The sequence below is a fragment of the Dactylosporangium sp. CS-047395 genome, assembly GCF_050942185.1.
Taxonomy (GTDB): Bacteria; Actinomycetota; Actinomycetes; order Mycobacteriales; family Micromonosporaceae; genus Dactylosporangium.
On the sequence record NZ_CP192015.1, the window covers coordinates 5,140,378 to 5,161,335 of the forward strand.

The window sequence follows — 20,958 nt, forward strand, 5'->3', positions numbered from 1 at the left end:
GTGCGCATCGCCGACGCCCGAGTGATCGTGACCTGCCCCGGCCGCAACTTCGTGACGTTGAAGATCGTCACCGACGACGGTGTCACCGGGGTCGGCGACGCCACCCTCAACGGGCGCGAGCTCGCCGTGGCCGCCTACCTCACCGAGCACGTGGTCCCGGCGCTCATCGGCCGGGACGCGGCGCGGATCGAGGACACCTGGCAGTACCTCTACAAGGGCGCCTACTGGCGGCGCGGCCCGGTCACCATGTCGGCCATCGCCGCCGTCGACACCGCCCTGTGGGACATCAAGGGCAAGGTCGCCGGGCTGCCCGTCTACCAGCTGCTGGGCGGGCGGAGCCGGGAGGGCGTCACGGTGTACGGCCACGCCAACGCGGAGACCGTCGACGACGTGCTCGTCGAGGTGGCCCGCTACGCCGACCTGGGCTACAAGGCGGTGCGCGTGCAGACGGGCGTGCCGGGCCTCGACACCACCTACGGCGTCAGCGGCGACAAGCTGTTCTACGAGCCCGCCGACGCCGCCATCGCCTCCGAGGCCACCTGGTCCACCGAGGCGTACCTCAACCACGTCCCGTCCGTCTTCGCCCGCGTCCGCGCCGAGTTCGGCCCGCGGCTGAAGCTGCTGCACGACGTGCACCACCGGCTCACCCCGATCGAGGCGGCCCGGCTGGGCAAGAGCCTCGAGCCGCACGCGCTGACCTGGATCGAGGACCCGGTCCCGGCCGAGCTGCAGGAGGGCTTCCGGCTCATCCGGCAGCACACCACCACCCCGATCGCGGTCGGCGAGGTGTTCAACACCGTCTGGGACTGCGAGCAGCTGGTGCGCGAGCAGCTCATCGACTACATCCGGGCCACCGTCGTGCATGCGGGAGGTATCACGCATTTGCGGCGCATCTTCGACCTCGCCGGGCTGTACCACGTCCGCACCGGCAGTCACGGCGCGACCGACCTGTCCCCGGTGTGCATGTCCGCCGCGCTGCACCTCGACCTGGCCGTGCCGAACTTCGGGCTGCAGGAGTACATGCGGCACACCCCGGAGACCGACGCCGTCTTCCCGCACGGGTACCGCTTCGAGGCCGGCTACCTGCACCCGTCCGAGGAGCCGGGGCTCGGCGTCGACATCGACGAGGAACTGGCCGCGCAGTACCCGTACAAGCCCGCCGCGCTACCCGTCAACCGTCTCCTGGACGGCACCATGCACTCCTGGTGAGCCGGGGAAGTCGCGCCGCGTGCGGGCCTCGGTGGCCAGCAGCGGCAGCGGCGCGAGGACGTAGAGGGCGGCGAGCACCCACATCGCCGTCCTCGTCCCGAGCGCGCCGGCGAGCAGGCCGGCGGTGGCGGCGCCGAACGGCACCGTGCCGAACACGAAGATCCGCGACGCGGCGGTGACCCGGCCCAGCAGGTGCCCGGGCACGAACGTGCCGCGGAACGTCATCGTCATGACGTTGGCCATGGTGGCGCCGCCGAGCGCGACGACCGAGCCGACGACGAACGGGGCCAGCCGCCAGCCGGGGCCGCCGAGCGGCAGCAGCAGGACGAACGGCGCGGCGGCGAGGCTCGCGACCAGGTAGGTGCGGGCGCTGCCGAAGCGCCGGGCGGTCCGCGCGGCGACGGCGGCGCCCGCGATCGCGCCGAGGCTGCCCGCCCCGATCGCCAGTCCCGCCGTGCCGGGGGCGACGCCTTCGGCCCGTACCAGAAACACGACCCGCAGCGCGGTCAGGCCCAGCATCGCGAAGTTCGTCACCGCGGCCACCACGAGCATGGTCTGCAGCAGCCGCCCGCGCATGATGAAGCGGAGGGCCTCGGCGATCTGCCGCCGGTGTCGTTCCGGGGGCGGCTCGGGGCGGGCGCGCAGGACGAGCAGGCAGCCCGCGGACACCAGGAACGTCAGCGCGTCGACGAGCACGCCGCTGACCGGGCCGGCCGCCTGCGCGAGGAGCCCGCCGAGGCCCGGCCCGGCCACCAAGGCGATCGACGCGGTGGTCTGCAGCCGGGCGTTGCTCGCCATGAGGTGCTCGGGCCCGACGAGATGCGGCAGGAACGCGTTGAACGCCACGCCGGTGAACACCCCGGCGACCCCGGCCAGCAGCGCGGCCGTCAGCAGCACGGGCATGGTGAGGCGGTCCGTCGCGGCGGCGATCGGCACCGCGACGAGCACGGCCGCGGACGCGAGGTCGGCGATCAGCAGCGTGCGGCGGCGCGGCCAGCGGTCCACCCAGACCCCGGCCGGCAGCCCGATGAGCAGCCACGGCACCCAGGTCGCGGCGGTGAGCAGCGCGACCGGCGCCGGTCCCGCGTGCAGCGTCGAGACCGCCACGAGCGGCAGCGCCACGGACGTGACCGCCGAGCCGACCGCGCTCGTGGCCTGCCCGATCCACAGCAAGGTGAAGTTCCGGTCCCGCACTCGGCCGAGGAGAACACTCAAGGCAACCGGCCTGCAACCGATTTGGCAGGCATGATCGGTTGGCTGGCGAACCGGGCGGTGCGCACGAAGGTGCTGCTCGTGGTCGCGGTCCTGGGGGTGGTGGCGCTGGCCGGCAGCGCCGTCGCGTCGGCGCGCCTGCACCAGGTCAAGGACGAGGCGGAGAACCTCTACAATCGCGGGCTGCTGCCGGTGGCGTACCTGAGCGAGATTCGCGAGGACGTGGCCGGCGTGCGCATCAACGTGCTCAACAGCGTCATCACCAGCGACGACGCCGCCGGCGCCAAGTGGGAGCAGGCCGCGGCGGCGGTGGCCGAGCAGTTCGGCAGCGATCTGACGAAATACCGGGCCGCCAGCAGCGACCCGGCCACGGCCGACAAGCTGCGGGCCGCGTTCCAGGTCTACAACGACGCGATCATGAACCAGCTCGTCCCGGCCGGCCGGGCCGGGAACACGGCCGAGGTCGAGCGGATCCGCGACGAGGTCACCGCGCCCCTGGCCACCACCACGTTCAACCTGATCGACCAGCTGGGCCAGGCCGAACGGCAGGCCGGCCTGGCCCGCCAGCACAACGTCCAGCAGGCGTACCGCAACGCGCTCGCCTGGACCTGGACGCTGCTCGGCGCCGGGCTGTTCTTGGCCGTGCTCTTCGCGCTCACCGTCGCCGGCCAGCTCGTCCGCGCGGTCACCGCGGTCGGGCACGTGGTGACCGGGCTGTCCACCGGCGACCTGACCCGCACCGCCGACGTGCGGGGCCGCGACGAGCTGGGCACCATGGCGGGCGCGCTCAACACCGCGATCGCCGGGCTGCGGGAGACGGTCGAGGCGGTGGGGGCGCGCAGCAGTACGCTCGCCGGCGCCGCCCACGAGCTCTCGGCGGTGTCGAACCAGATCGCGGCCAGCGCCGAGGAGAGCAGCAGCCAGGCCTCGGTCGTGTCGGGCGCCGCCGACGAGGTGTCCAGCAACGTGCAGACGGTCGCGGCCGGTACGGAACAAATGGGCGCGGCCATCGGCGAGATCGCCCGCAACGCCGCCGACGCCGCCCGGGTCGCCGGCAACGGGGTCAGCACCGCCCAGTCGGCCACCGACACCATCGACAGCCTCGGCCGCTCCAGCGCCGAGATCGGCAACGTGCTCAAGACCATCACCGCGATCGCCGAGCAGACCAACCTGCTCGCGCTGAACGCCACCATCGAGGCGGCCCGGGCCGGCGACGCGGGCAAGGGCTTCGCGGTCGTGGCCGGCGAGGTCAAGGACCTGGCCCAGGAGACGGCCAAGGCGACCGGCGACATCGCCGGGCGGATCGAGGCGATCCAGCGCGACGCCGCGGCCGCGGCCGCCGCGGTCACCGAGATCGCCGAGGTGATCGACCAGACCAACATGTACGCCACCACGATCGCGGCCGCCGTGGAGGAGCAGAGCGCCACCACTGGCGAGATGAACCGCAGCGTGGCGTTCGCCGCCGGCAACGCCGGGCAGATCGCCGAGAACATCACCGGCGTGGCCCGGGCCAGCCAGATCACCAACGACGGCGTCGTGCAGGCCCGCACCGCCGCCGACGAGCTGGCCCGCATGTCCGGCGAGCTGCAGCAGATCGTCTCCCGGTTCCAGCTGGTGTAGGGGGTCTGTTGGAAGAACCGCCGCCGCTCACCCCCGAGGACCTCGAGGGCATCATCTGGCAGGTCTGGACCGCCTACCTCGGCACCAGCCCGACGGTGAGCTGCATCGACGACCCGCCCGGGACCGACGCCGAGATCACCGCCAGCGTCGGCGTCGCCGGTGCGTGGCTCGGCATGGTGGTGCTGCGCGGCGGCCTGGGCGCGGCGGCCGCGATCGCCGCCGAGATGCTGGAGCTGTCCGCGGTGAAGCCCGACGACATCCAGGACGCGACCGGCGAGCTGATGAACATCGTGGCCGGCAACGTGAAGAGCTTCCTGCCCAAGCCGAGCCACCTGGCCCTGCCCCAGGTCGTGGTCGGCCGGGCCGAGATCCTCTGGCCGGGCACCACCCTGCACAGCCGGGTCATGGTCCAGTGGGACGGCCACCAGGTGACGGTCGAACTCCTGGAGGGCAAGGCGCCTCAGCGCACCGGCACCTCCGCGATCACCGTCGCCTGATCGAATTCGGACACCCGCAGCGTGATCGTGAGCTTCCAGGTCCCCGGCAGCGGGAACGTGATGTTGCCCAGCCCCTGGTTCCCGGTGACGGTGTAGACCGGGTTGTCCATCGGCTCCACCCCGCGGTCGGGCAGCGCCGCGGTGACCGTCCACTGCTCCACGGGCAGCGGCTTGCCCTCGGGCGTGAAGACGAAGGCGTGGAAGCTGTTGTACTCGCTGACGACCGCCGGGTACACCTCGAACTGCACCGCGTAGAGCGGACTGTTGAGCGTGGCCGCGAAGCCCTGCGCCTGGACGGCGGCCGTGGGCTCGAGGTCCGCCGAGCGGCCGGGGCTGAGCTGGACCAGCACGGCGCTGACGGCGAGCACGAGCGCGGCGACGCCCGCCTCCAGGCCGACCGTGGTGCGCAGCCGGGCGGTCCGTCCCTTGTGCACCATCCGGCGGGACCAGGCGGCGGCGAGCAGGATCAGGGCGACCAGCCCGACCTTCACCAGGAGGATTTCGCCGTACTGCGTGCCGGTGATCGCCGCCCAGCCGCCCACCTGGATGAGGGCCTGCAGGACGCCGGCGGCCACCAGCCAGTACACGGAGGCCATCGCCCATTTCGACCAGGACGGCAGGATCACGGCGAGTTCCCGCTGGTCGGCCCGGGGGAGCAGGACGGCCCAGAGGCAGATCAGCCCGCCGATCCACAGGCCCATGGCGGCGATGTGCACGACGTCGGCCACGACGACGACGGCGGTGTATGGCGACGCTCTTGGATGTCCCGTGAGGGGCCAGGTCACGAGCATGGCGACGACGGCCGTGGTGAGTGCGACTTGTCTGGTTCCTCGGCCGATTCGTCGGATTTGTGTGGCTATTGCCGTGAGTGCGGCCAACCTTGCGAGCAGGGTGATCCCGAATGGACTTGTCAGCACCTGGCCGAGCTCGCCGGGGGAGACGTTCAGCAGCGCCGCCCCGGACGCGAGCGGCGCCTGCAGCCAGATGGAGACCACGGTTCCGGCCCCGATCGCGATGATCCCGGCCCGCGCCAGGCGCAGCAGCGGTTCCCGGTTGAGGCGGCGGGGGTACCAGAGGGCGAGCATCACCGCCGGCCCGATCAGCAGCACCAGGCCGGCGTACCCGGCGTACTTGGCCACGGGAACGGCGACGGCGACGATCGGATCGGTCCCGACCGGTTCGGTGCCGGCCGCCGGTTGCGAGGGCGCCCCGACCGAAAACATGAAGGATCCCGCAACAGGATGACTGTCCCCGGAGACGACCCGGTAACTGACCACGTACGTCCCGACCGGCGGATCGGTGTCACGTAACTTGATGAGCAGTCCACCGTCGACCGCGGCCGGGTCCCCGTCGTTGCGCCGCTTGCCGTCGGGCCCGACGACCTGCGTCTTCCCGGGCACCACGCGGACCGCCTCGTTGAACGCGAGCCGGATCTCCTTGGGCAGCGCCGGCAACACCGTCCCGGCCATCGGACTGGTGGTGGTCAGCACGGCATGGGCAGCGGCGGGCCGGGCGGGCGCGACCAGGGTGGCGAGGAGGCCGAACGCCACTGCCAGCACCCACCACACAGCCCGCCGCATGTCTCGTTGTACGGGACCCGCCCGCGAAGAGTTCAAACGCAAAAGGGACCCCCGGCGACGGGGGCCCCTTTTGCGCGGTGTTCGCTCTAGCTGAGTGCGTCCTTGACGTCGTGCGCGGCGTCCTTGACCTTGTCACCGGCCTGCTTCACGTTGGCCTCGTCCTGGTCGGCCTGGCCCTCGGCCCGCAGGTCCGGGTCACCGGTGGCGGTGCCCCAGCCCTCCTTGGCGTGACCCTTGGCCTCTTCCGCCGCGTGCTCGACCTTGTCCCCGAAGCTCATCGTCATCTCCCAGGTTCGCGTCTTGTGCTTGTAGTAATGCCCGGGATCGACCCGCATAAACGGTGCTGCATCGGCGGCGGTTCAAATGTCACAGTCGAGGTGACGGGAACCTCTCCGCGATCGGAGGCGCGCTGATGAGCGCATTCGACTACGTGTGGATCTGGCGGCACCGGACGGTCGGGCCGCCCTATCCCGTGTCGGCGCCGGTGAAAGTGGCGTGGTTCGGGGACGGGGTCGATCGGGCCGGGCGGCGGTGCCGGGTGCTCGCCGCCGGCAGCCGGAACAGTGTGCTCATCGAGTTCGAGGACGGCTATCGGGTCGTCACCAGCCGGCGGGGGCTGCGCCGGGCCGGGTAGTCATCACTGCGATGTATGCGACGTCGTCATTCGAGCCGATGGTCGCGCCATGATCCGGGCGGGGAGAATGGCTCGATGCGCATCATCGCGGCGACCGGGCCGCTGCCCCGGCCGTCGCGGCGGGAGTGGGCGTTCGACGCGGCGCTCGCGGTCGTGGTCGGGGCGGTCGGCGTGCAGTACGCGTGGGAGCAGAGCCGGGCCGCCGGGCCCGTGGCCGTGGCGGTGGTCGCGGGCGCGGTGCTGGCGGTGCGGCGGCGGTACCCGCTCGGCGTGCTCTGGGTCGTCGCGGCCACGCTCGTCGTCGCGCCGGCCGAGCAGTTGCGGCCCGAGTTCTACGCCGCCGTCGTGGCCGCGTACTCGGCCGCGGCGTACAGCCCGTACCGGATCCCGGCGCTCGGCAGCCTGGCCGCCGTGGCCCTGCTGGCGGCCGCGGCGCCGGACTCGTCGTTGCCCACGGTGCCGAACGAGTACGTGCCGTTCGCGATCCTGGTGCCGATCATCCTCGCGGCGAACGGGCGGCGGGCCTGGCGACTGCGCGCGGGCGAGGAGGCCGAGCGGGTGAAGGTACAAGAGCGGGCTCTTCTGGCTCGGGAACTGCACGACGTCGTCACGCATCACGTCAGCATGATGGTCATCCAGGCCGGGGCGGCGCGGGTCAGCCTGGCCAAGGCGCCGGAGCAGGCGGCCGAGGCGCTGCTCGCGGTCGAGGCGAGCGGGCGGGAGGCGATGACCGACCTGCGGCAGGTGATGGGGTTGCTCGCCGCGCCGACGGCACCGCGGTCCGGGTTGAGCGGGCGGGTGGAGACGCTGGTCGAAGGTGTTCGCAGCACCGGGATCCAGGTTTCGTACCGCACGATCGGCGTCCCCCGCGACCTCCCCGAGCCGGTGCGGCTCGCCGCGTACCGGGTCGTGCAGGAGGCGCTCACCAACACCGCCAAGCACGCCGCCGGCGCCGCCGCGGACGTCGAGGTGCGCTTCGCGGCGGACGGGGTCACCGTCGAGGTCACCGACACCGGCGGGCGGCCCGGCCCCGCGGCCGGCACCGGCGGCGGGCGCGGGCTCGACGGGCTGCGGGCGCGGGTCGAGGCGCTGGGCGGCACGCTCGCGGCCGGACCGACCGGCACCGGCGGGTACCGCGTCACGGCGCGCCTCAGGCTTGGGCCGCCGCCGAAGGGGTAAGGCTTCGTGGTGAACCCGCGCTCGACGAAAGGGACGTTTTCATGCGTTTTCGCAGACTCGGCAGCTCCGATCTCGAAGTCTCGGAGATCTCGCTCGGCTCCTGGCTGACGTACGCGGGCGGGATCGAGGCCGACCAGACCCGCGCCTGCACCGAGGCCGCTTTCGACGCCGGGATCAACTTCTTCGACACGGCCAACGTGTACGGGCGGGGCGCGGCCGAGGAGGCGTGGGGCGAGATCCTGTCCAAGCATCCGCGCGAGTCGTACATCCTCGCGACCAAGGTGTGGGGGCAGATGTCCGACACCGACCGCGGGCTGTCCGGCGAGCAGATCGCGAAGCAGATCGACGCGTCGCTGCGCCGGCTGCGGACCGACTACGTCGACCTGTACCAGGCGCACCGCTTCGACACCACGGTGCCGATCGAGGAGACCATCGAGGCGCTGCAGCAGGTGGTGGAGCAGGGCAAGGCGCGGTACCTCGGCTTCAGCGAGTGGACGCCGGAGCAGATCCGGGCGGCCGTCGACATCGCCGGGCCGGAGCTGTTCGTGTCGTCGCAGCCGCAGTACTCGATGCTGTGGCAGGCCCCCGAGGCCGAGGTCTTCCCGCTGTCGGCGGCCAACGGCATCTCCCAGATCGTCTGGTCGCCGCTGGCGCAGGGGGTGCTCACCGGGAAGTACAAGCCGGGGCAGCCGATCCCGGAGGGCTCCCGGTTCGCGAGCGACTCGATGAGCGGGTCGAAGGAGCTCGTGCTGCGGGCGGAGTTCCTGGAGGCGGTACAGCGGCTGGTCCCGATCGCCGGCGGGCTCGGCGTGACCCTGCCGACCCTCGCCCTGGCCTGGGTCCTGCGCCGCTCCGAGGTCGCCTCGGCCATCACCGGCGCGTCCCGGCCGGAGCAGGTGCACGCGAACGCGGCCGCGGCGGGCGTCGAGCTGAGCAACGACATCCTGGCCCAGATCGACGCCGCGCTCGGCGACGTGCCGATCAGCGAGCCGACCCCGGCCCCGTTCGCCCAGGAGGGCGTGCTCAGGCGAAGCTGACCTGCAGCGTGCCGTCGCTGGTGAGCTCGACCCGGCCCTTGGGCGCGATCGGCGTGTCGCCGGAGTTGCTCGCCACCGGCGTACCGTCCACCTTGGACAGCTTCATGTCCCAGTGCACGACACCGTCGGCGCCGGTGAACGCCACGCGCTCCCCGTCGACGGTGTACGTGCACGCCGGCGCCTTCGCGAGCGAGACCTTGAGGTCACCGGCGAGCATCGTGACCGTCGCCCCGGCCGGGATCTCGACCGGCTCGGCGTCCGCCGGCGGCCCGGGGATGAATTCGGGCCGCCCGAACAGGCTGATCTCGGGGCAGGTGGGCTGCGGCTCGAACTGCTGCTGCGCGCACTGCTCGAGCGCGGCCTTGATCGCCGCGTCGGCCTTGGCCTGCCCGTCCACGGACAGACTCAGCGGACCCAGGTTGACGGTGGCCGCTCCGAGGGGGCCCGGCACGGCTGTGGCGGTGCGACCGTTGAACAGCAGGTTGCCGTCCACGGCGACCGCGTACGCACCCGGGAACGCGGGCCCGCCCTTGGCCGGATCGATGTGCGTCCCGTTCACGGTGGCCTTGGCCGGCCCGGTGCCCGGGAAGACGAGCCGGACGAGCGGGGCCTCCAGCAGGTACTTGCGGCCTTGGCGCTGGGCCTTGAGCGTCTGGGTGACGGTCGAGCCGGCCGCCCGGTACTGCACCTCCATCATGGCCGTGTCGCCCGCCTCCGTCACCTTGGTGATCGTCATGTCCTGCGGCCGCAGCGCGGGATCCTGCAGCGCGGCATCGCTCAGGAGCGGGGACGCGGTCGGCAGGTCGGCGGCGATGGAGGCCTTGTCGATGGTGCGCAACGCCCCGCTCGCGTCCCCGGCGGCGAGGCGGGCGAAGTACTCCTGCGCCACGGACCGCGGATTCGGCGTGAGCATCCGCCACACGACCACGCCACCGACCGCGACGAGCGCGATGGCGAGGACCCCGGCCGCGATGGCGATCCGGCGCCGGCTCCGCCGAGCTTCCGGCTCAGCCACGACCGGAACGGCGACGGCTTCGTCGTCACGCTCGACGGCTTCGTTGTCCGCGGCGGCTTCGTCGTCACGCTCGACGGCTTCGTTGTCCGCGGCGGCTTCGTTGTCCGCGGCCTTGTCCTCGTGCTCGACGGTCTCGTCCGCCGCCGCGGGTTCCGGCGTCTCGGTGGGTTCTTCCGGCGCGGGGGCGTCAGTCACGTCGCCACGGTAAGGGAGCCGGTTCCCGCAGCGCCGCCCCCGGCTCGCACATCGACGTCGGACCGTTATGCGGCGCGCCGCAAGAGCAAAGGCAACAGCACAAGGCCGCAGGTGTACGCGATGATGAGCGCGAATCCGCCCGTGTGACCGTGCGCTTGCACGGCCGCGCCGCCCGCCAGGCCGGACAGTGCGATGCCGGCGGCGCTCAGGGCGGACATCAGCGCGAAGGCTTGCGTCAGGCGGGATTTGGGGACGCGGGCCTCGAGCAGGGTGCCGATGACGATGATGACCGGGCCCACGCCGAGGCCGATGACGAACAACCCGGTGAACGGCTCCGAATGCAGGATGGCGGCCCCAATGGTTGCGAGCAGTCCCGCTCCGGCGAGGCGCGCCCAGGGCGGGACGGTCCAGCGGATGGTGCCGTACAGGGCGCTGGCCACCAGGCTGCCCACGCTCATGGTGAGGTAGTAGACGCCGGCCAGGGCGACGCGGTCCTGCTCGCGGGCCAGGGCGGTGACGGCGAGCTGGGTGGTGCCGAACAGCAGGCCGAGCAGGACGTTGGCGACGCCGAGCGCGGCGACGGTACGCCAGACGGGTCTTTCGCCCCTCGGTTCTTGCGGTGCGGGCATCGTGGCGCGCTGGGCGGACAGGCCCAGGGTGGCGCCGACGACCAGGACGCAGGCGGCGGCCACGCCCGCCGTAGGGGTCAGCAGGGCCACGGCGCCCGACGCGGCCAGCGGGCCGGCGATGAATGCGGCCGAATTCGCCAGGGACTCCAGCGAGAACGCGGTGTCGATGCGCGGGTCGCCGTGCAGCAGGTGGCTCCAGCGGGCGGCGGCGAGGGCGCCGAGCTGCGGGACGCTCGCGCCGGCGGCCACCGCGACCAGGGCGGCGAGCCAGACCGGGGCGGCGGTGGCCAGAACGGTGACAAGTCCCGTAAGTGCGGCCAGATGCGCGACGGCGATGAGCGGCAGGGCGCGGCGCTGGCCGGCGCGGTCGACGAAGCGGCCGACGACGGGGCCGCCGACCGCCTCGCTGGCCGCGAACGCACCGCCGACCAGGCCGGCGCGGAGGTAGTCGGCGTAGCCGGAGGCGGCGGCGAGGATGACGCTGAGGCCGTACATCGACACGCCGAGGCGGCCCAGGGCCGTGGTGGCGAAGAAGGCGGCGGCGCCGGGGATGCGCAGGACGGTCAGGTAGGCCAACCGGTCAGCGCGCTCGGGAGTTGAGCCGGGCGGCCTGGCGGAACAGGTGGTCGCGCTCGGCGAGGTTCGGGGCCTGGCGGGCGGCGTCGGCGTACAGGGTCGCCGCCTCGGTCAGGTTGCCGGCTCGCTCGTGGAGGTAGGCCGCGACCGCCGTGTACCGGGGGAGGTTGTGGTCCAGTGCCGCCAGCGCGGCCAGGCCGGCGTTCGGGCCGTCCGCCTCGCCGAGGGCCACGGCGCGGTTGAGGCGGACGATGGGGCTGGCGGTGAGGGTGAGCAGTTCGTCGTACCACTCGAGGATCTGCACCCAGTCGGTCTCCTCGGCCCTCGGCGCGTCGGCGTGCAGGGCGGCGATCGCGGCCTGGGCCTGGAACTCGCCGAGCCGGTCCTGGGCCAGCGCCGCCTGCAGGATCACCACGCCCTCGGCGATCGCGGTGGTGTCCCAGCGGGTGCGGTCCTGCTCGGCCAGCGGGACGAGGGCGCCGTCCGGAGCCGTCCGCGCGGCGCGGCGGGCGTGGTGCAGGAGCATCAGCGCCAGCAGGCCGGAGACCTCCGGGTGGTCGATGACGGCGGCGAGCTGGCGGGTGAGGCGGATCGCCTCGGCGGCGAGGTCGACGTCGCCGGAGTAGCCCTCGTTGAACACCAGGTACAGCACGCGCAGCACGGTCGCCACGTCGCCCGGCTGGTCCAGGCGCACCCCGGCGACGGTGCGTTTGGCCCGGCTGATCCGCTGGGCCATCGTGGCCTCGGGGACCAGGTACGCCTCGGCGATCTGCCTCGTGGTCAGCCCGCCGACCGCGCGCAACGTCAGGGCGACGGCGGAGGAGGGGGTGAGCGCGGGGTTGGCGCACAGGAAGTACAACTGGAGGGTCTCGTCCTTTTCCGGAATCGGCCCAGGGACCGGCTCGGTGTCGACGAGATCCTCGCGGCGGCGCCGGGCGGCGTCGGAGCGCGCGGCGTCGAGGAACTTGCGCCACGCGACGGTGACGAGCCAGCCCTTCGGGTCGCGGGGCGGGTCGGCCGGCCAGGCGCGGACCGCCTCGACCAGGGCGTCCTGCACGGCGTCCTCGGCCGCCGCGAAGTCTGCTCCGCGGCGGACGAGGACCCCGATGACGCCCGGCGTGAGGCTCCGGAGCGCGGTTTCGTTCATGTGTCCACGGTTTCGTTCACTCGCCCGCTGGTTCGTCGTTCACTCGGCAAACGGTTTCCGTCGCTTGCTTGTCCGTGGTCCTGTACCTGCGGCCGTGGTTTCGGGCCTTCGGCCGTGGTTTCGGGCCTTCGGCCGTGGTCTCGTGCCTTCGGCCGTGGTCTCGTGCCTTCGGCCGTGGTCTCGTGCCTTCGGCCGTGGTCTCGTGCCTTCGGCCGTGGTCTCGTGCCTTCGGCCGTGGTCTCGTTCACTCGTCCACGGGGAAGTGCACGTTCATGATCGGGCGCAGCTCCAGCCACTCGTGGATCGGCGCGCCGCCCTTGCCCGGGGCCGCCGACAGTTCGCCGGCCACCTCGAGCGCCCGCTCGTAGCTGTCCACGTCGACGATCGACCAGCCCGCGATGAGATCCTTCGTCTCGGCGAACGGCCCGTCGGTGACCGGCGGCCGCCCCTCGCCGTCGTAGCGCACCCAGGTCCCCTCGGGCAGCAGCGCCTGCCCGTCGACGTACTCGCCGGTCTTCTCCAGCCGCGCCGCCCAGTCCCGCATGTACTGGATGTGCGCCGTGATCTCCTGCGGCGTCCACTCCTCCATCGGCGCGCCGTTCTTCGCGCCGGGGGCGCCGCGGTAGTGCTTGAGCAGCAGGTACTTCGCCATCGTGGGTCCTCCTCGGTTGCTTGCTTCTGCCCCGGGGACGGAACCGGGCCCGGCTTCTCGACAGTATTTCGCGACCCGTTTTATTTTTCTCGCCGCGGGGATGGGACCGTCATGGGCGAGGTCAAGGTCGGCACGGCGTCGTGGACCGACAAGACGCTGCTCGAGTCCGGCTGGTACCCCCCGACCGCCGACTCCGCCGCGGCCCGGCTCGGTTACTACGCGTCACAGTTTCCGCTGGTGGAGGTGGACTCCACGTACTACGCCCCGCCGGCTGAGCAAACGGTTTCCCTGTGGGCGTCGCGGACTCCTCCCGGCTTCACCTTCAACGTCAAGGCCTTCAGCCTGCTGACGGGCCACCCGACGCGCGTCTCGGCGTTGCCGTCCGACCTGCGCCCCTCCGTCGACAAGACAAACGTTTACCCGAAGGACCTGCCTGGTCCCGCGCTCGAGGACGTGTGGACGCGTTTCCTTTCCGCACTCTCGCCGCTGGTTTCCGCCGGAAAACTCGGCGCGTTGCTGTTCCAGTTTCCGCCGTGGTTCACCCTGCGCCGCTCGAACAAGGAAACCCTGCTCGCGGTGGCCTCGCGCTGCAAACCCCTGCGGGTGGCGATCGAGTTCCGGCACGCCTCGTGGTTCACCGAAGGCAACTCGGCGGAAACTCTTTCCTTCCTCCGCGACCACGACTTGCCGTTCGTGGTCGTCGACATGCCGCAGGGCCACAAGTCCAGCATCCCGCCGGTCGTCGAGGCCACGTCGGACCTGTCGGTGGTCCGTTTCCACGGCCACAGCACCAAGTGGACGAGCAAGGACATCCACGAGAAGTTCGGCTACTTGTACTCTTCGAGTGAACTCCAGGCCTGGACGCCGCGCATCGAGGAGCTGGCCGCGGAGACGTCGAGCACCCACGTGCTGATGAACAACTGCTACGCCGACTACGCCCAGCGCAACGCCGCCGAGCTGTCGACCATGCTGGACAGTTCGGACTGACATCTGGCCGGACGAGCCCGCACCTTCGGCGGGAGTTCGGCGTGGGACGAGGTCGGGTACGACGGCGGCACGGGCGTGGAATCATGCGCCGTATGGACATCATTCCGGGCGAGGGCGTGGCCTCGGCGAAGGTCGGCGAGCGCCGCGACGTGGTCGAGAGCCGCCTCGGGCCGCCCGTCCATGCCGGACTGCACAGCAGGGCGGTGTACGAGACGAGCCCGCTGCTCGTGCTGACCTACACCGACGAGGACACCGTCGAGGTCGTCGAGGTCGCCTATTCCGGTGGCGGCGGCGAGGAGGCGTTCTTCGACGGGGTGCAGTTGACGTTCCGGTTCATGGACGACGTGGTCGCCGATCTCGAAGCGAAGGGCCATCAGCACGAGCCGATCGACATCGGTCACCGCTTCGAGCCGGGGTTCGCGATCTTCTCGATGGGCTCGCGGTCGGCGCGTGATCTGGACCCGGACGCGTCCGAGGATGACCCGCGCGACGTCTGCGAAGGGGTCGCGGTTGCCCCGTACGACTATTTCGAGGGTCCCAGCGATGAGGAGATCGAGGCGTACATCCGCAGCCGGGAAGCCGGAGCGTGACGTTCAGGACCGGGCGGAGATCGGCCGGCGGGTCGCGACGACGTATCCGGCGGTGGTCACGCCCACCGCCACGCCCCAGCCGAGGAAGACCAGCAGCGTGGCGACCGTGGCCCAGCTCTCGCGGACCTGCGCCCAGCTCTGTTCGCCGTCGAGGACCTGCCGGACGAGTACCCCGAAGCTCAACACGCCGTACGTGACGAGGGTGATCGCGACAGTGCCGGCCGGCAGTACCGCCAGCTGCCGTGGAACCCGCCGGCCGCCCAGCCCCGGGACCCACCGCGGGAACTGCTGGCCCCACCGCTGGACCAGGCCGAGCACGAGCAGCCCGGCCAGGGGTGGCACCACGGTGATCGCCACCCCGGTCGCCGTCGACAGATCCCCTTCGGCGTCGCGCAGCTTCTGCTCGGAGATTCCGAACGGCACACCGAAAACCCAGAGCCCATGTGGTACGGCCCAGCCCACGATCGGCAGCGCCACCGCCACGTACGCCCATCGTCGCGCCCACCCCGGCGCCGGCCGGAACTCCGTCGGCGCCGGTCCGCGGGGCGGCCCCACCGCGTTCGCCAGCCCGGCGAAGGCGATGCCGCCGGCCAGCATCGCGACCCGGCCGCTGATGTCCCGCCAGTCGGTGGGATGCCCGGCGATTCCCGCCGGGATCTCGAAGAGCAGGTGCAGCGGAAAGGCCAGGATCAGCAACAGTACGGCGGCGGCCCAGGTCAGGGCGGCTTTCCAGCGATCCGCGCAGGCGATGACGACCGCGAGGGCGACGCAGAGCCCGAGTGCGCCCCACCCGTCCGCGAACGACACCGCGGCAACCCGGTCGGCGCCACACCCGCCGGCCGGATGATCCCCGAGGTCGGTACGGTCGCAGGCGGTGTATCCCCAGCGGCCACCGGCGATCCAGGACAGCCGGAGCACCACCTCACCGGCGACGAACAGCACACAGGCGGCCGTACACATGCGGCGCAACGACATGCGCCGATCCTGGTCGGTGGCCGCTGTGCGCGGGCTGAGCCGTCCTCAGCCGATTGCCAGCGGCACGGTGCTCTGCCCGACGGCGCCGCCGCCGAACTAGTGGGCCGGCTGCGGGGATCCGGCCGGCACCGGCGTGGCGACGAGGTAGGCCGGCACCGCGAAGGCGACCACGACGAGGTGCATCACCATGAGGGCGACGACGCCGGCCGCGTCGGTGTCCGGGATGAACCGCAGCCCGAGCAGCGCCAGGTCCGGAACGAACGACACGAGCGTCACCACCGGCACCAGTACCCTCAGCGTGGCGCGGGGCCGAGCCGAGCGGCGCTGCACGGCCCGCCACCCGAACCAGCCGCCGACGACGCCGAGTGCGGTGAAGACGGCGTAGACCGGTGGCTGCAGCGGCCCGTACGACGCGCTCGCCCCGGCCCCGACCGCGACGGCGGCCACCACGGCGTTGACGGCGACGGCACCCACGACGGCGCCCAGCAGGATCAGCACGGTACGTCGCACCATGACACACCCCTCTCCAGCGGATTACGAGACCGTTCGGTCCCGCAAGTTACGGAACCCAATAGTCCCGTATCCTTGCTGTGTGGCACCTGAGAGCGTCGACGACCGCCGCCCGGCCGCCGGACGCCCCCGCGATCCGGCGCTCGACGCGGCGATCCTGGCCGCGGCCCAGGACCAGCTCATCGCCCACGGCTTCACCGGCACCACGGTCGAGGCGGTCGCACGGGCCGCCGGCACCGGCAAGGCCGCCGTGTACCGGCGCTACTCGACCAAGACGGGCCTGGTCGTCGCGGCCGTCCAGGCCCTGCAGCGCCCGCCCGTCGTGCCCGACACCGGTTCGCTCCGCGACGACCTGCTCGCCTGCGCCCAGCACTTCGTCCTGCCCGACCGCCGCCCCGTCCTGGTGCTGGCCGGCCTCCTCGAAGAACTCGGCCGCAACCCCGACCTCCGCGCGGCCGCCTACGCCGCGATAGGCCGCCCACCCGCCGTGGCCTTCGCGACCGTCATCGACCGCTGGCGCGCCCGGGGTGAGGTCACCTCACCGGCCCCGACCGCCCTGCTGGCCGGCATCGTCCCGGCCGCCGCGTTTCGCAGCGTCGTGCTGCAACGCCAGGCCATCGACCCGCAGACCGCCACCCACCTCGTCGAGTACGTCCTGCTCCCGGCCCTGCGCCACCAACCCTGACCGCCGACGACGTCCACGCGGCGACAGCGGGTCCGCTTCCACGAGCTGGACGCCCTGCGGAGCTAGGCGGCGGCGTCGTACGTCCAGCCGATGAACCGGGCCTCCGCCTGCTCCTCGGGAAGAGCCAGGTCCCGCTTCGCCCGCACCATCCACGTGCCGAGCATGGTGCGCAGATCCAGTCGGAGCGCCTCACCCTGGTACCGATCCAGCAGCCGCCGACGCCGGTCCGCGCACGGCCACGCCTCACCGCAGCCCGCGCACCGCCACGACGGCCGCACAAACGTGTGCCGGACTTTCCCGCTCATCTCGCGCCTCCACTCGTCGACGGCAACCAAAGCTGTTGATTTCCTCTGACGTCCATCACCGGTAGCGTTGAACATCGGCACACGGTGTGACAGGGGTGACCGTGTTGCCGGGGCGTCCGGCAACACCTGGCAACACCACGACCGAGGCGGTGCTGGTGACCTTCGGCGAAGCGATGCGCGCCCGGCGCGAGGCCGCTGGGCTCAGCCTGCGCGCGCTCGCCCGGCAGGCCCACGTCGACCCCGGACATCTGAGCCGCATCGAGGCGGGCCTGCGACCGCCGACGGCGGCGGTTGCCGAGGCCGTCGATCAGGCGCTCGACGCCGGGGGTGCGCTCATTGCGCTCGGCAGGCGCGGCGGGGGACCGGCATGGCGGCTCGACGACGGAAGCTGGAGCCGGGACGACGCCGAGGTGCTCGCGGCCTCGCTCGTCGCCGCGCCGCCCACGCCGGGCAGCGCGCTGCGGCTTGCGCACGAGTGGCTGATCGCCGAGCCGCCGCAGGTGTTCGAAGTGCGCTCCGGGCGGCGGATCGGTGCCGCCACGGTCGAGCAGGTGGAGCGGCGGGTCCATCAGCTGCGGCTCCTCGATGACCACGTCGGCGGCGAGGAGACGTACGCGCTGCTGACCGCCGAGGTCGAGGCCACCGCCGGGTTGTTGCGCACCGCCGCCTACGCCGAGGAGGTAGGACGTCGGCTGCTGGTGGCCCTCGGGGAGCTGTGCCAGGTCGCCGGGTGGGTCGCCTCGGACGCGGGTCGGCTCCGCGAGGCCGAGCGGCTGTACCTGGCCGGAATGCGCGCCTCGCACGCCGGAGGCGACCGGGCGGCGGCCGCGAACAACCTCTCCAGCCTGAGCTACCAGGTGGCGAACGCCGGCGATCCCCGGGACGCGCTGGTGCTGGCCCGGTCGGCCTCGTGCGGCGCCGATGGTCACGCCTCGGCCACGACCCGTGCGCTGCTGCTGGAGCGGGTCGCGTGGGCGCAGGCCCGCGCCGGGGACGGCACCGCGTGCGACCGTACGCTGGGCGCCGTCGAACGAGAACTGGAGCAACGCCGGCCGGACGAGGACCCCGTCTGGGTGTACTGGCTGAGTGCCGGCGAGGTGGAGATCATGGCCGGCCGATGCTGGACGGAGTTGCGGCGGCCACTGCGAGCGGTGCCGATCCTGGAGCGGGCCACCGCCGGGTACGGCGACGATGTGGCGCGCGAAACGGCCCTCTACCTCACCTGGCTCGCCGTCGCGCTCATTCAGGCGGGCGAGGTCGATCGGGCCGCCGACGCCGCGCTGCGGGCACTGCGGCTCGCCCGGCTCGCACACTCCTCGCGGGCGACCGGCCGGGTCGGCGCGGTGCATCGGGCGCTCGGGCCGTACCGGGGCAATGTGTTGGTCGACGAGTTCGACGACGCCTACCGGGCCGAGTGGTCAGTGGGTGGGGCGGCCGAGGCGTAGCGCCATCGTCGGGCACATGTCGACGGCGCGGCGGGCCTGCGGCTCCAGCCAGGACGGCACCGCCCCGTCCGGGATGGTCGGGAAGCCGTTCTCGTCCAGGCGGACCAGTTCCGGCAGGATGTGGGCGCACAACCCGTGCCCGTCGCAGCTGCTCCAGTCGACCGTCAGCCGTCCCGCGCCCGGCTCGTCCGGGCCCTCCGGGATGGGTAGGACGCCGCGGACCGGTCGGCCGCAGCCGTGGTGGTACAGGTGGGCGTTCACGTCGTCCGCGAAGACCTCCAGGGCCGACAGCACGAACCGGGAGCTGCCGTCCGGATGGCTGCACGCGCCACGCCCGCGCATCGCGGCGCACAGGGCGCGGACCGCCTCCGGGGACGTGCCGCCCGACAGGATGCCCGTCAGGAGCTGGGCCATCTCCGGCATGCCCAGGCGGCACGGGCCGCACTGGCCGGCGGACTCGGCGGCCAGGTAGTGGGTCACCCGGGCCACCTCGCCCAGGGGGCAGGTGTTGTCCGGCAGCGGCACGATGATGCCGGCGCCCAGGGAGCCGCCGACCTCCTCGAAGCCGCGGCGGGAGATCTCGGCCTGGCCGGCCTCCTCCGGGGTGATCCAGCTGCCGTGGTAGCCGCCGGTCAGGACGCCCTGGCCGGTGGGGGCGCCACAGACGCGGAGGATTTCCTTGAGCGGGGTGCCGGTGGGGGTTTCGATCACCGCCGGGCGGCGGACGGCGCCGGTGACGGTGAGCAGGACGGTGCCGGGCTCCTCGTCGGTGCCGACCGCGGAGTATTCGTACGGGCCGATCGCGGCGGCCACCGCCAGCTGGGCGTAGGTCTCGGCGTTGGAGACCAGGGTGGGGCAGCCGGCCACGCCGGTGTCGCTGGCGCGGACCTTGCGGCCGGGTGGGATGTGCGCCTCGCCGTTGATGCCGCGGACCAGGGCGCCGGCCTCGCCGGACAGGAAGCGGTGCGGGACCATCACGACGCGGGTGGGCATGGACGTGCCGCTGCGCTCGTCCAGCGCGTCGATGAGGGATTCCTCGGCCACACCGTCGTCGGCGATGGCCACGATGAGCTCCGGGGCGCGCAGGGCGCTCGCGCACAGGACGGCACCGTCCAGTACCAGATGGGGAACCATGCTTAAAAGCATCTTGTCCTTGCAGGCGGCGGGTTCGCCCTCGGTGCCGTTGACCACCACGATGGCCGGCAGGGCGCGGCGCTGGGAGGACTTGACCACCGCTTCGAGCTTGCGGGCGAAGGGGAAGCCGGCGCCGCCGCGGCCGCCCAGGCGGATCTGCGTGGCCAGGTCGAGAAGGGCCGGGAGCGGAATCGGTACCGGCTCGCCGTACACCTTCGTCTGGGCCCATAGGTCGAGACGGCCGTATTCGCGGACGCCGGCCATCAGTCGTGCCGGGCCGTGGCAGCCCAGGTTGATGACGGGCTCGTTGCTCAGTTCGAGGGCGCCGGGATCATGCATTGCGCCGGCCCTGGGTCAGCTGGCGCTGGTTCGGGTTGCGGGGGGACGAGCGCTGCACCGGGACACGTGGCGGCAGGACACCGGCGGTGGGGGTGGGCCGCGCGCCGATCGCGTAGCGGCCGAAGCGGGACATGATGCGGACGATCAGGCCCAGGCCGACCAGGACCAGGCCGGCCAGGTAGCTCACGGCGACCCAGGTGGCCGCCTGGCGACCGGCGTTCAGGCCGTGCAGCATCGCGATCGGCCACGACAGGTACGCGCAGCCGTGCACCAGCCGCCACACCCAGGGCCGCACCTTGCCGGCGAAGCGGGTGCGGGCCAGGCCGGACCAGTACGTCACGAGCATGAGGTAGGCGGCAATGGTACCGAAGCCGATGAACAGCGACCGGCCCTGCGAGTAGAACGGGATGACGGCGTCGCCGATCGCCGCGTGGGCCTCGAGGACCTTCACGGCGATGTGCACGCCCAGGGCGACCACGGCCAGGACGGCGGTGGCGCGGTGCACGGTCTGCAGCAGGACCCGCTGCCCGATCGCCAGCAGCAGCCGGTCGGTCGAGGCCAGGCCGATCATGACCGTCAGCGACAGCGCGACCAGCGCCACGACGCCGGCGTAGAAGTGCAGGATCACGAACACGTAGGCGGTCGCCAGGCGGCCGACGTGCGTGTACCCGGCCGCCGCCAGCAGGACGCCGGCCCCGAGGACCGCGACCACCACCGGCCAGCGGCGGCGCCGGGCCGGCCGCCCTTCGCGGCTGCTCCTGGTCAGCCTCAGCTCGTCGCGCACGCCCACCTTCTCTCGCCCGTAC

Annotated in this window: 22 protein-coding genes; 10 read left to right on the top strand and 12 right to left on the bottom strand. The window is 72.5% G+C overall.

All coding sequences use genetic code 11. The features are described from left to right. Window positions 1-1,209: a D-mannonate dehydratase ManD gene (gene manD, locus ACQP00_RS24220; protein ID WP_433222711.1), complete on the top strand. Its 1,209-nt coding sequence runs from the start codon at window positions 1-3 to the stop codon at window positions 1,207-1,209. Here the strand turns inward: manD and ACQP00_RS24225 are convergent. After that, complete coding sequence (locus tag ACQP00_RS24225; protein ID WP_433222713.1) at window positions 1,165-2,403, bottom strand: MFS transporter; 1,239 nt, start codon at window positions 2,401-2,403, stop codon at window positions 1,165-1,167. The two genes, manD and ACQP00_RS24225, sit on opposite strands and share 45 nt — an antisense overlap. Window positions 2,404-2,454: 51 nt before the next feature. Here ACQP00_RS24225 and ACQP00_RS24230 point away from each other — a divergent pair, with 51 nt between their 5' ends. Together ACQP00_RS24230 and ACQP00_RS24235 are read left to right on the top strand one after the other, a co-directional pair. After that, on the top strand, window positions 2,455-4,041 hold the full coding sequence (locus ACQP00_RS24230; RefSeq protein WP_433222715.1) for a methyl-accepting chemotaxis protein: 1,587 nt from the start codon (window positions 2,455-2,457) through the stop codon (window positions 4,039-4,041). Between the two features lie 8 nt (window positions 4,042-4,049). Continuing rightward, entirely contained in the window at window positions 4,050-4,538 is a 489-nt protein-coding gene (locus ACQP00_RS24235) for a chemotaxis protein CheX (RefSeq protein WP_433222717.1), read from the top strand. Here ACQP00_RS24235 and ACQP00_RS24240 read toward each other — a convergent pair. Both ACQP00_RS24240 and ACQP00_RS24245 read right to left on the bottom strand, forming a co-directional pair. Further along, window positions 4,502-6,088, bottom strand: a complete 1,587-nt coding sequence (locus ACQP00_RS24240) for a copper resistance protein CopC (RefSeq protein ID WP_433222718.1) — start codon at window positions 6,086-6,088, stop codon at window positions 4,502-4,504. The genes ACQP00_RS24235 and ACQP00_RS24240 overlap by 37 nt on opposite strands. 116 nt (window positions 6,089-6,204) lie before the next feature. Beyond that, complete coding sequence (locus ACQP00_RS24245) at window positions 6,205-6,453, bottom strand: CsbD family protein (protein WP_433222720.1); 249 nt, start codon at window positions 6,451-6,453, stop codon at window positions 6,205-6,207. Between the two features lie 77 nt (window positions 6,454-6,530). On the opposite strand from ACQP00_RS24245, the gene ACQP00_RS24250 reads away from it, so the two are divergent. The 3 genes from ACQP00_RS24250 to ACQP00_RS24260 all read left to right on the top strand — a co-directional run bounded on the left by ACQP00_RS24250 (window position 6,531) and on the right by ACQP00_RS24260 (window position 8,968). Then, window positions 6,531-6,752, top strand: coding sequence for a hypothetical protein (locus tag ACQP00_RS24250; RefSeq protein WP_433222722.1), 222 nt, complete (start codon window positions 6,531-6,533; stop codon window positions 6,750-6,752). Between the two features lie 75 nt (window positions 6,753-6,827). Further along, window positions 6,828-7,931 carry a sensor histidine kinase gene (locus tag ACQP00_RS24255; protein WP_433222724.1) on the top strand — a complete coding sequence of 368 codons (1,104 nt, stop codon included), beginning with the start codon at window positions 6,828-6,830 and terminating at the stop codon, window positions 7,929-7,931. A gap of 41 nt (window positions 7,932-7,972) precedes the next feature. Beyond that, a complete protein-coding gene (locus ACQP00_RS24260; RefSeq protein WP_433222726.1) occupies window positions 7,973-8,968 on the top strand; it encodes an aldo/keto reductase family protein in 996 nt (331 codons plus the stop codon). On the opposite strand, the gene ACQP00_RS24265 is transcribed toward ACQP00_RS24260, so the two are convergent. From ACQP00_RS24265 to ACQP00_RS24280, 4 genes are all read right to left on the bottom strand, one after another. Continuing rightward, the gene (locus ACQP00_RS24265) at window positions 8,955-10,178 is read right to left on the bottom strand and encodes a hypothetical protein (protein ID WP_433222728.1); all 1,224 of its coding nucleotides are present in this window, start codon (window positions 10,176-10,178) and stop codon (window positions 8,955-8,957) included. The two genes, ACQP00_RS24260 and ACQP00_RS24265, sit on opposite strands and share 14 nt — an antisense overlap. A 65-nt stretch (window positions 10,179-10,243) precedes the next feature. Next, complete coding sequence (locus tag ACQP00_RS24270; RefSeq protein ID WP_433222730.1) at window positions 10,244-11,383, bottom strand: hypothetical protein; 1,140 nt, start codon at window positions 11,381-11,383, stop codon at window positions 10,244-10,246. 4 nt (window positions 11,384-11,387) lie between these two features. Next, window positions 11,388-12,530, bottom strand: a complete 1,143-nt coding sequence (locus tag ACQP00_RS24275) for an RNA polymerase sigma factor (RefSeq protein ID WP_433222732.1) — start codon at window positions 12,528-12,530, stop codon at window positions 11,388-11,390. Between the two features lie 244 nt (window positions 12,531-12,774). After that, window positions 12,775-13,182 carry a YciI family protein gene (locus ACQP00_RS24280; protein ID WP_433222734.1) on the bottom strand — a complete coding sequence of 136 codons (408 nt, stop codon included), beginning with the start codon at window positions 13,180-13,182 and terminating at the stop codon, window positions 12,775-12,777. A 111-nt stretch (window positions 13,183-13,293) separates the two neighbouring features. On the opposite strand from ACQP00_RS24280, the gene ACQP00_RS24285 reads away from it, so the two are divergent. Together ACQP00_RS24285 and ACQP00_RS24290 are read left to right on the top strand one after the other, a co-directional pair. Further along, the gene (locus ACQP00_RS24285) at window positions 13,294-14,169 is read left to right on the top strand and encodes a DUF72 domain-containing protein (RefSeq protein WP_433222735.1); all 876 of its coding nucleotides are present in this window, start codon (window positions 13,294-13,296) and stop codon (window positions 14,167-14,169) included. A gap of 92 nt (window positions 14,170-14,261) precedes the next feature. Next, window positions 14,262-14,759: a hypothetical protein gene (locus ACQP00_RS24290; RefSeq protein WP_433222737.1), complete on the top strand. Its 498-nt coding sequence runs from the start codon at window positions 14,262-14,264 to the stop codon at window positions 14,757-14,759. Window positions 14,760-14,762: 3 nt separating this feature from the next. Here ACQP00_RS24290 and ACQP00_RS24295 read toward each other — a convergent pair whose 3' ends face one another. Beyond that, window positions 14,763-15,734 carry a hypothetical protein gene (locus ACQP00_RS24295; protein WP_433222739.1) on the bottom strand — a complete coding sequence of 324 codons (972 nt, stop codon included), beginning with the start codon at window positions 15,732-15,734 and terminating at the stop codon, window positions 14,763-14,765. A gap of 96 nt (window positions 15,735-15,830) precedes the next feature. Further along, window positions 15,831-16,247, bottom strand: coding sequence for a DUF6069 family protein (locus ACQP00_RS24300; protein ID WP_433222741.1), 417 nt, complete (start codon window positions 16,245-16,247; stop codon window positions 15,831-15,833). 79 nt (window positions 16,248-16,326) lie between these two features. Between ACQP00_RS24300 and ACQP00_RS24305 the strand changes: the two genes are divergently transcribed. Then, complete coding sequence (locus tag ACQP00_RS24305; RefSeq protein ID WP_433222743.1) at window positions 16,327-16,929, top strand: TetR/AcrR family transcriptional regulator; 603 nt, start codon at window positions 16,327-16,329, stop codon at window positions 16,927-16,929. A 62-nt stretch (window positions 16,930-16,991) separates the two neighbouring features. Here ACQP00_RS24305 and ACQP00_RS24310 read toward each other — a convergent pair whose 3' ends face one another. Beyond that, window positions 16,992-17,234: a hypothetical protein gene (locus ACQP00_RS24310; protein ID WP_433222745.1), complete on the bottom strand. Its 243-nt coding sequence runs from the start codon at window positions 17,232-17,234 to the stop codon at window positions 16,992-16,994. A gap of 95 nt (window positions 17,235-17,329) precedes the next feature. Between ACQP00_RS24310 and ACQP00_RS24315 the strand changes: the two genes are divergently transcribed. Then, window positions 17,330-18,679, top strand: coding sequence for a helix-turn-helix domain-containing protein (locus ACQP00_RS24315; protein ID WP_433222747.1), 1,350 nt, complete (start codon window positions 17,330-17,332; stop codon window positions 18,677-18,679). Here ACQP00_RS24315 and ACQP00_RS24320 read toward each other — a convergent pair. Continuing rightward, entirely contained in the window at window positions 18,653-20,152 is a 1,500-nt protein-coding gene (locus tag ACQP00_RS24320; RefSeq protein WP_433222749.1) for an NADH-ubiquinone oxidoreductase-F iron-sulfur binding region domain-containing protein, read from the bottom strand. The two genes, ACQP00_RS24315 and ACQP00_RS24320, sit on opposite strands and share 27 nt — an antisense overlap. Beyond that, window positions 20,145-20,936 (bottom strand): hypothetical protein, encoded by a 792-nt coding sequence (locus ACQP00_RS24325; RefSeq protein ID WP_433222751.1) that lies wholly within the window; start codon window positions 20,934-20,936, stop codon window positions 20,145-20,147. Before ACQP00_RS24325 ends, ACQP00_RS24320 begins: the two co-directional genes overlap by 8 nt. Between the last annotated feature and the right edge of the window lie 22 nt (window positions 20,937-20,958).

Coding starts and splice junctions, on each gene's coding strand:
- ACQP00_RS24230 (WP_433222715.1), top strand. CDS start 2,455: ATGATCGGTTGGCTGGCGAACCGGGCGGTGCGCACGAAGGTGCTGCTC.
- ACQP00_RS24245 (WP_433222720.1), bottom strand. CDS start 6,453: ATGCGGGTCGATCCCGGGCATTACTACAAGCACAAGACGCGAACCTGG.
- ACQP00_RS24250 (WP_433222722.1), top strand. CDS start 6,531: ATGAGCGCATTCGACTACGTGTGGATCTGGCGGCACCGGACGGTCGGG.
- ACQP00_RS24255 (WP_433222724.1), top strand. CDS start 6,828: ATGCGCATCATCGCGGCGACCGGGCCGCTGCCCCGGCCGTCGCGGCGG.
- ACQP00_RS24260 (WP_433222726.1), top strand. CDS start 7,973: ATGCGTTTTCGCAGACTCGGCAGCTCCGATCTCGAAGTCTCGGAGATC.
- ACQP00_RS24275 (WP_433222732.1), bottom strand. CDS start 12,530: ATGAACGAAACCGCGCTCCGGAGCCTCACGCCGGGCGTCATCGGGGTC.
- ACQP00_RS24280 (WP_433222734.1), bottom strand. CDS start 13,182: ATGGCGAAGTACCTGCTGCTCAAGCACTACCGCGGCGCCCCCGGCGCG.
- ACQP00_RS24285 (WP_433222735.1), top strand. CDS start 13,294: ATGGGCGAGGTCAAGGTCGGCACGGCGTCGTGGACCGACAAGACGCTG.
- ACQP00_RS24290 (WP_433222737.1), top strand. CDS start 14,262: ATGGACATCATTCCGGGCGAGGGCGTGGCCTCGGCGAAGGTCGGCGAG.
- ACQP00_RS24295 (WP_433222739.1), bottom strand. CDS start 15,734: ATGTCGTTGCGCCGCATGTGTACGGCCGCCTGTGTGCTGTTCGTCGCC.
- ACQP00_RS24300 (WP_433222741.1), bottom strand. CDS start 16,247: ATGGTGCGACGTACCGTGCTGATCCTGCTGGGCGCCGTCGTGGGTGCC.
- ACQP00_RS24310 (WP_433222745.1), bottom strand. CDS start 17,234: ATGAGCGGGAAAGTCCGGCACACGTTTGTGCGGCCGTCGTGGCGGTGC.
- ACQP00_RS24320 (WP_433222749.1), bottom strand. CDS start 20,152: ATGCATGATCCCGGCGCCCTCGAACTGAGCAACGAGCCCGTCATCAAC.